This window comes from Pseudomonas grimontii (assembly GCF_007858185.1).
GTDB lineage: Bacteria > Pseudomonadota > Gammaproteobacteria > Pseudomonadales > Pseudomonadaceae > Aquipseudomonas > Aquipseudomonas grimontii.
Map to the genome: position 1 here is coordinate 11,321 of NZ_VFES01000023.1, position 13,089 is coordinate 24,409.

The window sequence follows — 13,089 nt, forward strand, 5'->3', positions numbered from 1 at the left end:
TGAACCGTTCAACCGAGCACGTCTGTACAATTTCCATCGCCTCCCTGCCCCTAACCTCACGGCTTCAATCGCGTAGAAGTGCTGGAGAGTGGGCATGCGTAGTAAAGCAATCAATATATCCGTGACGTTGACGCTGCTGGCAAGCGCAATGATGGGCAATGCCTTCGCGGCTACCCCGAGCGTGGCCGTAGCGCCGCAATACGACACCAGCCACGTCTATGTGGCCCCGGCGGATGTGGACCGTTTCGCCCAGAGTTTCCTCGCCACCTTTGGCGGCAAAAGCACGCCCCAGGTGGTGGTGAACGTGCTGCCGGTGCCGAGCAGTACCACCTCGCAACTGCTGCAGACGCCGGCGGGCACGGTGTCGCTGTTCGGTTTCACCACGCCGATCCCGCACCCGTTCGGGCAGGAACGCAACGGCTACCTGGTCAAGGACATGGACGCAGCGCTCAAAGCCGCGCGAGAAAACGGCGCGGCCGTTATCGTCAGCGACTTCCCGGACCCGATCGGGCGTGACGCCGTGGTGCAATGGCCGGGTGGCGTGAACATGCAGCTCTACTGGCACACCAAGACCCCGGACTACGCAGCGTTCCAGAGCGTGCCGGAAAACCGCGTGTACCTGTCCACCGATCGCGCTGACGCCTTTATCAAAGCATTCCTGGGCTTCTCCCACGGCAAGGTGCTGGCCGATGACAAGCACGCGCCCGGCGTCGATGTGGGCCAGGCCTCTGGCACGTACCGCCGCGTCGACATCGAGTCACCGTTCGGACGCATGGCGGTGCTGGTCACCAACGGCCAACTGCCCTACCCCTTTGGCCACGAGACCACCGGTTATCAAGTGCCTGACCTGACGGCCACGCTGGGCAAGGCCACGGGCTCCGGCGCCAAGGTCTTGGTACCGGCCTTTGACAGCAAGGGCCGTCGCAGTGCAGTGGTTGAATTCCCCGGCGGCTACGTCGCGGAAATTCACCAGCTCCACGCCGCAAAATGATTCGCCGCACAGGCTGGGGCCTGGCCGTGCTGTGGCCGCTGCTGGTCGGCAGTGCCCACGCCGACGATCAACCGACACGACCGGCCATCAAGACCAACCGCTGGCAGGAGGACTGGTCGGTGCTGCGTGACCCGGCGCTGCGCACGCAACCGCTGGACAGCTTGAAGTACATCCCGCTGTCCAGCGCCAACCCGTTCACCTATTTGTCATTGGGGGCGACGTTGCGCGAGCGCTTCGAGATGAACGATGCCAGTGGTTTTGGGGTGAAGGACGTGAAGCGTGATCGCTACCTGATCCAGCGCTTCCAGGTGCATGCCGACCTGCACTTGAACGAAAACTGGCGGCTCTTCACCCAACTGGAAGATGTACGCGCCTACGACAAGACCACGGTCGGCGGCGCCGATCAGAACCGCGTCGATTTGCGCCTGGCCTTTGCCGAATACGTCAAAGCCTTCAGCAGCGGCACGCTCAAGGCGCGTGTCGGGCGCCAGGACTTCGCCTTCGACTTGCAGCGTTTCATCTCATCGCGGGACGGCCCGAATGTGCGGCAATCCTTCGATGCGTTGTGGGCCGATTGGGAAACGTCCAACTGGCGCTTTATCGGGATTGCCAGCCAGCCGGTGCAGTATCAGGACGGGCGGCATTTCGACGATAAATCCAACAGTGACGCGCGCTTCCACATGCTGCGGGTCGAGCGGCTGGTGGGCGGCAAGAATGAGCTGTCGGCCTACTACGGCGTGTACGAGCGCAGCGCCGCGCACTATCTGGATGCGGACGGCGATGAAACCCGCCACCTGCTCGACGCACGCCTGGGCGGTGCGGCCCAGGGGTTCGACTGGGACATTGAAGCCATGCTGCAAAGTGGCTCGGTGGGCAACAAGGACATTCGCGCCTGGGCCGGTGGCAGCCGCACCGGCTACACCTTTGACAGCCTGGCGTGGAAACCGCGCATCGGCCTGCAACTGGACATCGCCTCGGGCGACCGCAAGACCGGTGACGGCACCGTCGGCACGTTCAACCCGCTGTTCCCCAACGGCTACTATTTTTCCCTGGCCGGCTATACGGGCTACAGCAACCTGATTCACGTCAAACCGTCGATTACCGTCAAGCCCATCGACAAGCTCAGCGTGCAGACCGCCGTCGGCCTGCTGTGGCGCCAGACCACCAGCGATGCGGTCTACACGCAACCGAACCTGCCGGTCGCCGGCACCGCAGGCCAGGGTGAACGCTGGACCGGTGCCTACGGTCAATTGCGCACCGACTACGTGTTTACGCCGAACCTCACCGGCGCGGTTGAAGCGGTGCACTACGCGGTCGGCCGCACCCTGCGCGATGCCGGCGGCGATGACAGTAATTACCTGGGGGTCGAGCTCAAGTTCAGTTGGTGACCCTATGCAAGCACACCCGTACAAGCCCCTGGCCCGGTTTAGGGCAATAGTGAGGCTGATTTTCCAGTCCCTCAATCAAGGAGTTTTCCATGAGCACATTCGTTGCCAAAGACGGTACCCAGATCTACTTCAAGGACTGGGGCAGCGGTAAGCCCGTGCTGTTCAGCCACGGCTGGCCGCTGGATGCCGACATGTGGGAATACCAGATGGAATACCTCAGCAGCCGGGGCTTTCGCACCATCGCGTTCGACCGTCGTGGCTTTGGTCGCTCGGACCAGCCGTGGACCGGCAACGACTACAACACCTTCGCCGACGACATCGCGCAGTTGATCGAACACCTGGACCTCAAGGACGTGACCCTGGTGGGCTTCTCCATGGGCGGCGGCGACGTGGCCCGCTACATCGCACGCCACGGCAGTGCACGCGTGGCCGGCCTGGTGCTGTTGGGCGCAGTGACGCCGATCTTCGGCCAGCAGGCGGATTACCCGCAGGGCGTGCCGCTCGATGTGTTTGCCGGCTTCAAGGCCGAGTTGCTGAAGGATCGCGCGCAATTCATCAGCGATTTCAACACACCGTTCTATGGCCTCAACAAAGGCCAGAAGGTCTCCGCCGGCGTGCAGACCCAGACCTTGCAAATCGCCCTGCAGGCGTCCCTCAAAGCGACGGTGGATTGCGTCACCGCCTTCTCCGAGACCGACTTCCGCCCGGACATGGCCAAAATCGACGTGCCGACCCTGGTGATCCACGGTGACGGCGACCAGATCGTGCCGTTCGAAACCACCGGCAAGGTGGCTGCCGAGATGATCAAGGGCGCCGAGCTGAAGGTGTACAAGGATGCGCCGCACGGCTTTGCGGCCACCCACACCCAGCAGTTGAATGAAGACCTGCTGGCGTTCCTGCAGCGCTGAAACACCTGAATCACCCTCTCCTTACTTTGGCCGGGCTCGCCCGGCCTTTTTTTGCTCAGGAGAAACGCTGGCTCAGCACCAGGCGCCCGGGCCCTGCGATCAGCACACTGGTAAAAATGATCAACAGCAGCCAACCGAATTGCCCTTCCAACAACGTCCACTCCGGATGCACTACCACCATGGCAATCAACAGCACCGCCAGAATCGGCAGGCACGCCAGGCGCACCAACACCCCGGCAATGATCAGCAGCGGGCACAGCACTTCGGCGAAGATCGCCAGCAGCAAGGTGACATGGGCACCGAGGTGAAACGGGTCTTCGATGAGTTTCAGTTGCTCGCTGTAGTTGAGCAACTTGGGCAAGCCATGCACCCAGAGCAAAAACAGCGCCCCGCTGACCCGCAGAAACAGCAGCCCCAGGTCCTGGTGTCTTGATTCGTTCATATACGCTCCGGTTGGTTGACACGTTATCGACGTCGATTGTGTCCACAGAGCGGTACGCACGCTTGCAACCGTGTGCTGACCTCACTCCCCGGTGCCGGCAAACCCCGCGACGATTTCATCGATCACCGCCCGTACCCGCGCGGTGTGGCGCAGGTCGGCGTGGGTCACCAGCCAGACATCGTAGGGCAACGGTCGCGTGCGTGCGGGCCACAGGCGCACCAGCCCGTCGCGCTCGCCGGTGAGGATCGGGATTTCACCGATGCCGATCCCGGCGGCGATGGCGCGGCGCACCAGCAGGCTGGAACTCAGGGTGGCGACAATGCGCCCATGGCCCAGGGGTTCCGAGACCAGGGTCATGTCCTTCTGGGTTTGCAGGTACGGTTGATAGACCACAAGGTCATGCCCTTCAAACAGGCCGCCGGGCTCCGGCGTGCCCTGGCGATCGATATACGCCTGGGACGCAAACAACCCCACCGGCCAGCGCGCGAGACGCCGGGCGATCAGGTCGGGGCTGTCCGGGCGCGTGTTGCGCACGGCGATGTCGGTTTCGCGTTTGGCCAGGCTCAGGAACTGGGTCGACGCGTCCAGTTGCACGCGCACATCCGGGTGCTGGGCGTGCAGGCGCGCAATCGCGGGAATCAGGAAGTCGATGGCCAGCGAGTCGGTGGTGCTGACCCGTACGGTGCCGGTCAGGCGGTCATCCAGGCCCTGGATCTGGCGCTCCAGGTCGAGCGCCGAGCGTTCCATTTTTTCCACCGAGAGCAACGCGGCCTCGCCGACAGCGGTCAGTGCGTAGCCTTCGGAGGTGCGCAGGAACAGCGTTGCACTCAGGGACTTTTCCAGCGCATTGACCCGTCGCCCTACGGTGGCCTGGTCGACGCCCAATACCCGTGCGGCACCGCGCAGCGTCGACTCGCGGCAGACCGCCAGGAACACCCGTGCATCATCCCAATTCATGCTCACTCCTTGCGCTGCATATATGCATCACCATGCCGTGTAATCGCTGCATTATTGCATCGATAAACCTGGATATGCTGGGCACCAGAGAAAAATACCCAGGACCGCCATCATGCTCGACACTCACGCCCCACCCCGCCACTCCGTGTGGCTGCCGATCTTCGCCGGCCTGTGCGCCAGCCTGGTCAGCATCGGCCTCGCGCGCTTTGCCTACACGCCGTTGATTCCGTCGCTGATCCAGGCCCACTGGTTCAGCGCCAATGACGTGGTGTACCTCGGCGCCGCCAACCTGGTGGGTTACCTGATCGGCGCGCTGATCGGGCGACCCATCGCCCAGCGCACCTCAAACAAGACCGCGCTGCGCATCATGATGGTCGCGGTGACCCTGGCGTTCTTCGCCTGTGGCTTCCCGCTGTCGTTGGTGTGGTTCTTCGCTTGGCGCCTGCTGTCGGGGATTGCCGGTGGTGCAATCATGGTGCTGGTGGCGGCGACCGTGTTGCCCCATGTACCGGCCGCACGCCGGGGCCTGGCCAGCGGGGCGATCTTCCTCGGCATCGGCCTGGGCATCGCCGGCTCCGGCACGCTGGTGCCGCCGCTGCTGAGCCTGGGCTTGCAGCAGACCTGGTTCGGCCTGGGCCTGCTGGCCGTGGTGTTGACCGCCGCCAGCTGGTTCGCCTGGCCTTCGGGCACGCTGCATGAAGAGGCGCCGCCCTCCGGCGCGGCCATAGCGACCCCTTCCGGCGTGTACCTGCTGTTCGCCCAATACGCCTTTATGGCCGCGGGTCTGGTACCGGCGATGGTGTTCCTGGTGGACTACGTAGCCCGTGGCCTGGGGGCCGGGGCGCATATCGGCGCGATGATCTGGGTGATGTACGGCCTGGGGTCGATTGTCGGGCCGGTCACCTACGGGTTCCTGGCAGACAAACTGGGGGCGCGCTTGAGCATCCGCGTGGTGCTGGTGGTGCAGGCAATTGCCGTCGGTGCGTTGCCGTTTGCCGGTTCGTTGACTGGCCTGGCGGTCCTCGCGGTGATCCTCGGTTCTTTCCCGCCGGGCATCGTGCCGTTGGCACTGGCGCGGGTGCATGAACTGCTCCCCAACCATCATCAGCAGCAGGTCGCGTGGAGCCGTGCCACGGTCTCCTTTGCTACTTTCCAGGCGCTCTCGGGGTTTGCCTATTCCGCCCTGTTCAACATCAGCGGCGGCCAGCATGCGCTGTTGTTCATGATCGCCGCCGGGGCGATAGTGGTCGCCCTGGCACTGGAACCGGGCATGCGCCTGCTGAACCGCCGACCGTCCGACGCGGTCCCAACCCATACGCTCATCGCTGCAGGTAATCTGAAATGACGCTTCCTAAAGAAATGACCCTGATCGAAATCACCACCCCCGGTGGCCCCGAGGTGTTGCAGCCGCGTCGCGCGGAGGTACCGGTGGCGGGCCCCGGCGAGATCCTGATTCGCGTGCACGCGGCCGGGGTCAATCGCCCCGACGCCCTGCAACGCGCCGGCAAGTACCCGATGAAACCCGGCATGAACCCGCTGCCTGGCCTGGAAGTGGCAGGCGAAGTCGCCGCCCTGGGCGACGGCGTGACCGAATACGCCGTGGGCGATAAGGTCTGCGCCCTGACCAATGGCGGCGGCTATGCGCAGTTCTGCACGGTGCCCGCCAGCCAGGCGCTGCCGATCCCCGAAGGCATGGACTGGATTCAAGCCGCTGCCGTACCGGAAACCTTCTTCACCGTCTGGGCCAACCTGTTCGGCCTCGGCGATGCGCACACCGGCCAGCGCGTGCTGATCCACGGCGGCACCAGCGGCATCGGTACGACCGCGCTGATGCTGTGCCGCGAATTCGGCATCCAGGCCTTCGCCACCGCCGGCAGCGCCGACAAATGCGCGGCTATTGCCCAGCTGGGCGGCGAGCCGATCAATTATCGCGAGCAGGACTTTGCCGAGGTCATCGCGCAACAGACCGATGGCCAGGGCGTGGATGTGATCCTCGACATCATGGGCGGCTCGTACCTCAACAACAACCTCAAGGCCCTGGCCATGGACGGCCACCTGGTGATGCTGGGTTTCCTCGGCGGCGCCAAGGCCAACGACGTCGACCTGCTGACCATCCTCGGCAAACGCGCGGTGATCACCGGCTCGCTGTTGCGTGCGCGCAGCAAGGCTGAAAAAGCCGCGATTGCCGAGCAGCTGCGCGAGTATGTGTGGCCAGTGCTGGAGGCCGGGCGTTGCCTGCCGATCATCGACAAGGTTTACGAATATACGGACGCCGCCCAGGCCCATGCGCGGATGGAAGGTGGGGACCATATCGGCAAGATTGTGTTGCGGGTGGAGTAAGCAGCAGGCAACACAAAGCCAATGTGGGAGGGGCGGTGCGACGATTCGACTTGCTCCCGTGGCGGCCTTCGGGCCGACCATGTCGTTGGGGTTGGAATGAGTACATATCCCTTGTTGCGGTCACGGCTGCTTAGGGTTCCGCCCTTACGGCGGGTCACTTTGGAAAAGAAAAGAGCCCCAAAGTAACCAAAGGGCTCTTGCCCCACCACTCGGTACCTCGCCTAGGATCAAGGTCAAAAGCCAGAGCAAAAGCAGAGCAAAAGCAGGCTGAGGTCTACCTGCTGGATGGAGATCCAAATGTGGGAGGGGGCTTGCCCCCGATAGCGGTGAGTCAGTCAACCCAAGTATCACTGACCCACCCTCATCGGGGGCAAGCCCCCTCCCACATTTTTAACCCAGTACACCAGACCCAACTCCGGTCGGCTCTAAGGCCGCCGCGCTTTGGCTTTTGATCTCAATTCGCCCCGTCAAACACGCTGGCCGAACGCAGGCTTTGGAGCGTGGGTAACCCGGCAGGACGCCGGGTTAGCCGCGCTGGGCCATGGATGGCCCATCGCGGCGGCCCACGCTCCAAAGCCGGAGTGAGGGCACACCGAGCCTAGGCGAGGTGCCGAGTGTTGGGGCGAAGCGTTTTTTACTTTTGGCGCTCTTCCAAAAGTGACCCGCCGTAAGGGCGGAACCAATAGCCGCCGTGACCGCAACAACGGATATGTACTCAACCAAACCCCAAAAAACGGTCGGCCCGAAGGCCGCCACGGAAACAAGCCCCCTCCCACACTGACCCCGTTCTTACTCGGAGTAAGTGGGATAGTCGATGTAGCCAACCTCACCCCCACCATACATCCCCTCTTCCCGCAGCGGATTCAACGGCCAGCCCTTGAATAGCCGCTGCGGCAGGTCCGGGTTGGCAATGAACGGCCGTCCGAATGCAATCAAATCCGCCAGCCCGGCTTCCACCAGTTTCGCACCGCGTTCAGCGGTATAACGACCGGCATAGATAATGCGGCCGCTGAAGGTGCTGCGCACGGCTTTACGGAAGGTGTCGGGCAGCACGGGGGCGTTGTCCCAGTCGGCTTCGGCGATGGACACGTAGGCGATGCCCGATGCCTCCAACACCTTGATCGCTTCGATGTAGGTGTGGTGCGGGTCTTCTTCCACCAGGCCGATGTAAACACGGTCCTGGTCGGTGCCGCTGAACAACGGCGAGAACCGCACGCCCAGGCGCTCCGGCCCGACTACCTTGCTGACGGCTTCGACGATCTCGCGCAGAAAGCGCAGGCGATTGTGCAGCGAGCCGCCGTATTCATCGTCGCGCTGGTTGGAATGGGCCGAGATGAACTGGTTGACCAGGTAACCGTTGGCCGAGTGAATTTCCACGCCGTCAAACCCGGCATCCAAGGCATTGCGGGCGGCCTGGGCGTAGTGCCCGACCAATTCTTCAATCTCGAGCACGCTCAAGGCGCGCGGCACCGGCGGTTGCTTCAATTCACCCGCGCCAGGCGCGGTTTCGATAAAGGCCTTGGCTTGCTGGGCTTGAATGGCCGACGGTGCCACCGGTGCGGCGCCGTCAGGCTGCAAGGCGTTATGGGACACACGCCCCACATGCCACAACTGGGCAAAGATCACCCCGCCTTCGGCATGCACCGCGTCGGTGACCTTGCGCCAGCCGTCGATCTGCGCCGGGGTGTAGATGCCCGGCGTCCAGGCATAGCCCTGGCCACGCGGTTCGATCTGCGTGCCTTCGCTGACCATGAAACCGGCCGTAGCGCGCTGGCGGTAATACTCGGCCATCAGGTCGGTGGCGATATCGCCGGGCTGGGCGCTGCGTTGGCGCGTCAATGGCGGCAGCACGATACGGTTGTTCAAGGTGTGATGACCCAGTTTTACCGGGGTGCTTAAAACGCTGTTAGTCATTGAGGTAATCCAAATTCGAGACGAGCAAAAGCATTGGCGACTGTTGCAAGTCGCCAATGAATAGCAGGGTTAATTAACTTACGCGGTGAGTTTCAGCAGCGCCTTGGCCACGTCACTGGAACTTGCAGGGTTCTGCCCAGTGATCAGCAAACCATCTTCGAGCACGAAGGATTGCCAGTCGGCGCCCTTCTGATAATTGCCGCCCAGTGCCTTGAAATCATTTTCAATCAGGAACGGCACCACCTCGGTCAGGCCCACCGCCGCTTCTTCCGAGTTGGAGAAGCCGGTGACGCGGCGGCCCTTGACCAGCGGCTCGCCATTGACGGCCTTGACGTGACGCAGCGCGCCCGGTGCGTGGCAGACAAAGCCAATGGGCTTGCCGGCACGCTCGAAGGACTCGATCAGGGCGATGGACACCGGCGACTCTGCCAGGTCCCACAGCGGGCCGTGGCCGCCTGGGTAGAACACGCTGTCGAAGTCGTCAGCGTTGACCGTGTCCAGCTTGACGGTGTTGGCCAGGGCCTGTTGCGCGGCAGGGTCGGCGGCAAAGCGGCGAGTCTGCTCGGTTTGCGCGTCGGGCTCGTCGCTCACCGGGTCCAGCGGTGGCTGGCCCCCGGCCGGGGAAGCCAGCACCAGTTCGGCGCCGGCGTCCTTGAATACGTAATAGGGTGCAGCAAATTCTTCGAGCCAGAAGCCAGTCTTGCGGCCGGTGTCGCCAAGCTGGTCGTGAGAGGTCAGTACCATTAATACTTTCATTTTCCAGTGCCTCGATCAGTGAATGTCGTTGTGTTCAGGGTGACCCAAGAGCTGTCGGGTCAGCAGCAACGCCTCATCAAAAGGCGCGGATGTACGGGTGATCTTGCTCATGACGCTGGTCCCCAGCCACAGCGCGTACAGGCGCCGGGCCAGGCTTGCAGGGGCTTGATCGACGTTCAGGGAACCGTCCTCAAGGCCGCGCTGTATGGCGATGGCGAGTAAATCGATGGTGTGCGACGTGCCACGCTCCAGCGCCAGACGCATGGGCTCTGAAAGGTCTGACACCTCGGCACCCAGTTTGACGGCAAGGCATTTGCCCGCATCGGTGCAGCCGGTCTGGTTGTCGATCCAGGCTTGCCAATAACGCGTCAACTTGGCGTGCTGGGATAGGCCGGGCTGGTCGAACAGTTGCTGCATGCCGTGCACGTAGTTGTCGAAGTAGGTATCGAGCAACACGACACCGAAGCCATCCTTGGAGTTGAAGTAGTGATAGAACGAACCTTTAGGCACCTGGGCGGCTTGAAGTATTTCGTTCAGGCCCACCGCAGAAAATCCTTTACGACCGACAATCAACTGCGCCGTGTCGAGAATGGTCTGCCGTGCACTTTTAGTTTCGCTGTTCATGCTTCACTCCGTCCGATTAGACCAGTCGTCTAGTTCGTTGAGGGAATGTTAGGAGCCGCGCCAAACCCTCACAATGTCATATGCGCAAGGATTCCGGACATGAGCCGGAGTGGGTTGCCGTTTACCCGGCACGCGCCGACAATCCACCCTCCCACGCCCCTGGAGACATGCGATGCACAGCGTTGCGCTGATGGTTTACCCGAACTTCCAATCCCTGAGCCTTAGCCTCGGCTCGGTGTTCGAGTGCGCGAACCTGCTGCGCGGTGAGCCGGCCTATGAGTTTCACCTGGTATCGGAAAGCGGCGGCGCAGTGATGACGTCCCAGGGGTTCTCGGTGAACACCTCGCCTCTGCGGCCGCAAGGCTATGACACGCTGATCGTCAGCGGTTACCTGGAGTTTCGCCTGCCGGAGGCCAACCTGCTGGCACTGGTCAAGGCCGCTTCCGCTCAATCGCGGCGCGTCGCCTCGCTGTGCATGGGTATCTTCGTGCTGGCCGAGGCCGGCTTGCTCGACGGCAAGCGCACCACCACCCACTGGATCCACGCGCCGGCCTTTCGCAAGCGCTACCCGGACATCCGCCTGGAAGAAGACAAGCTGTTCATCGTCGACGGCCAGGTATGGACCGGCGCCGGCATGAGTGCCGGGGTGGACATGGCGCTGGCCATGGTGGAGAACGACCTGGGCAGCGACCTCGCCCGGCGCATTGCGCGCAAGCTGGTGATCGCCCAGCGCCGGGGCAGCGAACAGTCGCAATTGTCGGCATTGCTGGAGCTGGACCCCAAGTCTGACCGCGTGCAACTGGCCCTGGCCTACGCCCGCGAAAACCTCACACACGACCTGTCGGTGGACGCCCTGGCCGACGTGGCCCGGCTGAGCCCGCGCCAGTTCAGCCGGGTATTCCGCGAAGAAACCGGGCAAACCCCGGCCAAGGCCATCGAAGCCCTGCGGGTGGAAGCTGCGCGGGCGATGATGGAAACCAGCCGGCACCCGGTGGAAGTGGTGGCCCGCGAAACCGGCTTCGGTGACCGCGAGCGCATGCGCCAGGCGTTTTTAAGGGCGTTCGGGCAGCCGCCGCAGGCGATGCAGCAAACGTTTAATGCAACACCGCCCGCGTAATCAGGTAACTCATCAACTGCGGATCATCCGCCAGTTCAAGGGCCTGCACCGGGCGCGGCAGGTTATCCAGCACCGAGCGCCAGAACGCCTGGGACACTTCGTCCTGGTCATAAAACCGCACCAGCCAATCCGCCTCGCCGCTGCACAGCACCTGGGTGGCGATGGCGCGGCCAATGCCTTTGCGGCGGTAACGCTTGAGGATAAACAGGTCGGCCAGTTCCAGCGCGTCGATGCCCGGCAATTCGCTGCCTTCGATCAGCAGGAAGCCGGCGATGCAGCCGTCCACCAGCAACAGGTTGGCGCTCCACAACGGGTCTTGCCAGTAGCGCGTCAAGTGTTCGTCATGGATGTAGAAACGGCCGTCCGCCTCGACATCTTCCTGCTCCCAGTCCGACGACTCATAGGCGTAGTACTGGTAAAGGTTGCGGATCAACTCGGATTCTTCGGGGCCGGTCTGGATCAATTCGACTGTGGTTTCAGGCATGGGGCTCTCGGTGACAAAACGCAGGGCGCCATTGTTCACAAATTGCCGGGACAGTCCAATACAGCGGCGAACCTTTCTACTTGCTGAACCGATTGCAGTTAGCGATTGCCTTGGCCGAATTCTTGAAACATTTCGAATAAACTTCGTCGATTCGCCACTTTTTTCAAGGACACGCACTTTGACCAACGTCTGTACCGCCGGCCTGGATGTGGGCTTCGCCTCCCTGGACTACTTGCAGATCTTCATCCTGGGCGTGATCCAGGGCATTACCGAACTGTTGCCGGTCTCCTCCACCGCCCATATGCGCGTAGTGCCCGCCCTGCTCGGCTGGCAAGACCCTGGCTCGGCGTTTTCAGCGGCCATGCAGTTGGCGGCACTGGCGGCGGTGGTCAGTTATTTCTGGCGCGATGTACGCCAAGTGACCACTGGCAGCATCGGCGCGGTGCGCCGGGGCGACTACAACGATCAATGGTTCAAGCTGGCCGTGGCGATTGTGCTGGCAACCATTCCCATAGGGATTGCCGGCCTGGCCTTGTCGTCGACCCTGAACGCCTGCAATTCGCCGCTGCGCGGGCTGATGGTGATCGGGATTTCCTGCGTGGTGATGGCGGTGTTGCTGGCAGCGGCCGAGCTGCGCGCCCGGCATACCCGCGAGGTCAGCCAGATGCGCCTGCGCGATGCGCTGATCGTCGGTATCGCGCAGATCGGCGCGCTGATTCCGGGCGTATCGCGTTCCGGTTCGACCCTCACCGCAGCGCTGTTCCTCAACTTCAAACGCGAAGAAGCCGCACGCTTTTCTTTCCTGCTGGGCCTGCCCGCCATCGCCCTCGCCGGCTTGAAGGAGCTGTGGGTGCTGCTGCACGCCGACCTGCCCGCCCATGCCTGGCCGCATTTGCTGTTCGGGCTGGTGGTGGCCAGCGTCTCGGCGTTTTTCGCGATCTGGGGCCTGATGAAGTTCCTGGAACGGTTCTCCACCTGGCCGTTTGTGATCTATCGCGCGCTGCTGGGGGTGTTCCTGATTGTGGCGGTCAGCACCGGGCTGCTGAGTTGATATAACCCCCCGGCTCAACCCGGCATAAATCTCATGTGGGAGGGGGCTTGCCCCCGATGAGGGCGTGTCAGTTAATACATCTTTAACTGACCCACCACCATCGGGAGCAAGCCCCCT

12 protein-coding genes and 1 pseudogene are annotated in these 13,089 nt (G+C 62.8%); 7 read left to right on the forward strand and 6 right to left on the reverse strand.

Features of this window, described 5'->3' with window-relative positions:
- Positions 1-94: 94 nt before the first annotated feature.
- From FIV39_RS27110 to FIV39_RS27120, 3 genes are all read left to right on the forward strand, one after another.
- The gene (locus FIV39_RS27110) at positions 95-991 is read left to right on the forward strand and encodes a VOC family protein (RefSeq protein ID WP_090405781.1); all 897 of its coding nucleotides are present in this window, start codon (positions 95-97) and stop codon (positions 989-991) included.
- Positions 988-2,379 carry an alginate export family protein gene (locus FIV39_RS27115; protein WP_090405784.1) on the forward strand — a complete coding sequence of 464 codons (1,392 nt, stop codon included), beginning with the start codon at positions 988-990 and terminating at the stop codon, positions 2,377-2,379. The genes FIV39_RS27110 and FIV39_RS27115 overlap by 4 nt, the downstream gene beginning before the upstream one ends.
- Before the next feature lie 89 nt (positions 2,380-2,468).
- On the forward strand, positions 2,469-3,287 hold the full coding sequence (locus FIV39_RS27120; RefSeq protein WP_090405786.1) for an alpha/beta fold hydrolase: 819 nt from the start codon (positions 2,469-2,471) through the stop codon (positions 3,285-3,287).
- Positions 3,288-3,342: 55 nt separating this feature from the next.
- Here the strand turns inward: FIV39_RS27120 and FIV39_RS27125 are convergent, their stop codons facing one another.
- Entirely contained in the window at positions 3,343-3,729 is a 387-nt protein-coding gene (locus FIV39_RS27125) for a DoxX family protein (RefSeq protein WP_090405791.1), read from the reverse strand.
- An 81-nt stretch (positions 3,730-3,810) separates the two neighbouring features.
- Complete coding sequence (locus FIV39_RS27130; RefSeq protein WP_090405794.1) at positions 3,811-4,686, reverse strand: LysR family transcriptional regulator; 876 nt, start codon at positions 4,684-4,686, stop codon at positions 3,811-3,813.
- Positions 4,687-4,798: 112 nt separating this feature from the next.
- Between FIV39_RS27130 and FIV39_RS27135 the strand changes: the two genes are divergently transcribed.
- Complete coding sequence (locus tag FIV39_RS27135; protein WP_090405796.1) at positions 4,799-6,031, forward strand: YbfB/YjiJ family MFS transporter; 1,233 nt, start codon at positions 4,799-4,801, stop codon at positions 6,029-6,031.
- Complete coding sequence (locus FIV39_RS27140; RefSeq protein WP_090405799.1) at positions 6,028-7,026, forward strand: NAD(P)H-quinone oxidoreductase; 999 nt, start codon at positions 6,028-6,030, stop codon at positions 7,024-7,026. Before FIV39_RS27135 ends, FIV39_RS27140 begins: the two co-directional genes overlap by 4 nt.
- 789 nt (positions 7,027-7,815) lie before the next feature.
- Here the strand turns inward: FIV39_RS27140 and FIV39_RS27150 are convergent.
- The 3 genes and pseudogenes from FIV39_RS27150 to FIV39_RS27160 all read right to left on the reverse strand — a co-directional run bounded on the left by FIV39_RS27150 (position 7,816) and on the right by FIV39_RS27160 (position 10,320).
- The gene (locus FIV39_RS27150; protein ID WP_090405802.1) at positions 7,816-8,940 is read right to left on the reverse strand and encodes an alkene reductase; all 1,125 of its coding nucleotides are present in this window, start codon (positions 8,938-8,940) and stop codon (positions 7,816-7,818) included.
- A 78-nt stretch (positions 8,941-9,018) separates the two neighbouring features.
- Positions 9,019-9,696 (reverse strand): type 1 glutamine amidotransferase domain-containing protein, encoded by a 678-nt coding sequence (locus tag FIV39_RS27155; RefSeq protein ID WP_090405805.1) that lies wholly within the window; start codon positions 9,694-9,696, stop codon positions 9,019-9,021.
- Positions 9,693-10,320 (reverse strand): annotated as a pseudogene (locus FIV39_RS27160) (TetR/AcrR family transcriptional regulator). Before FIV39_RS27160 ends, FIV39_RS27155 begins: the two are co-directional and overlap by 4 nt.
- Before the next feature lie 172 nt (positions 10,321-10,492).
- Here FIV39_RS27160 and FIV39_RS27165 point away from each other — a divergent pair.
- Entirely contained in the window at positions 10,493-11,437 is a 945-nt protein-coding gene (locus FIV39_RS27165) for a GlxA family transcriptional regulator (RefSeq protein ID WP_090405811.1), read from the forward strand.
- On the opposite strand, the gene FIV39_RS27170 is transcribed toward FIV39_RS27165, so the two are convergent.
- Positions 11,415-11,921 carry a GNAT family N-acetyltransferase gene (locus FIV39_RS27170; RefSeq protein WP_090410047.1) on the reverse strand — a complete coding sequence of 169 codons (507 nt, stop codon included), beginning with the start codon at positions 11,919-11,921 and terminating at the stop codon, positions 11,415-11,417. The two genes, FIV39_RS27165 and FIV39_RS27170, sit on opposite strands and share 23 nt — an antisense overlap.
- A 178-nt stretch (positions 11,922-12,099) precedes the next feature.
- Between FIV39_RS27170 and FIV39_RS27175 the strand changes: the two genes are divergently transcribed.
- Entirely contained in the window at positions 12,100-12,972 is an 873-nt protein-coding gene (locus FIV39_RS27175; RefSeq protein ID WP_090405814.1) for an undecaprenyl-diphosphate phosphatase, read from the forward strand.
- Positions 12,973-13,089: the final 117 nt, after the last annotated feature.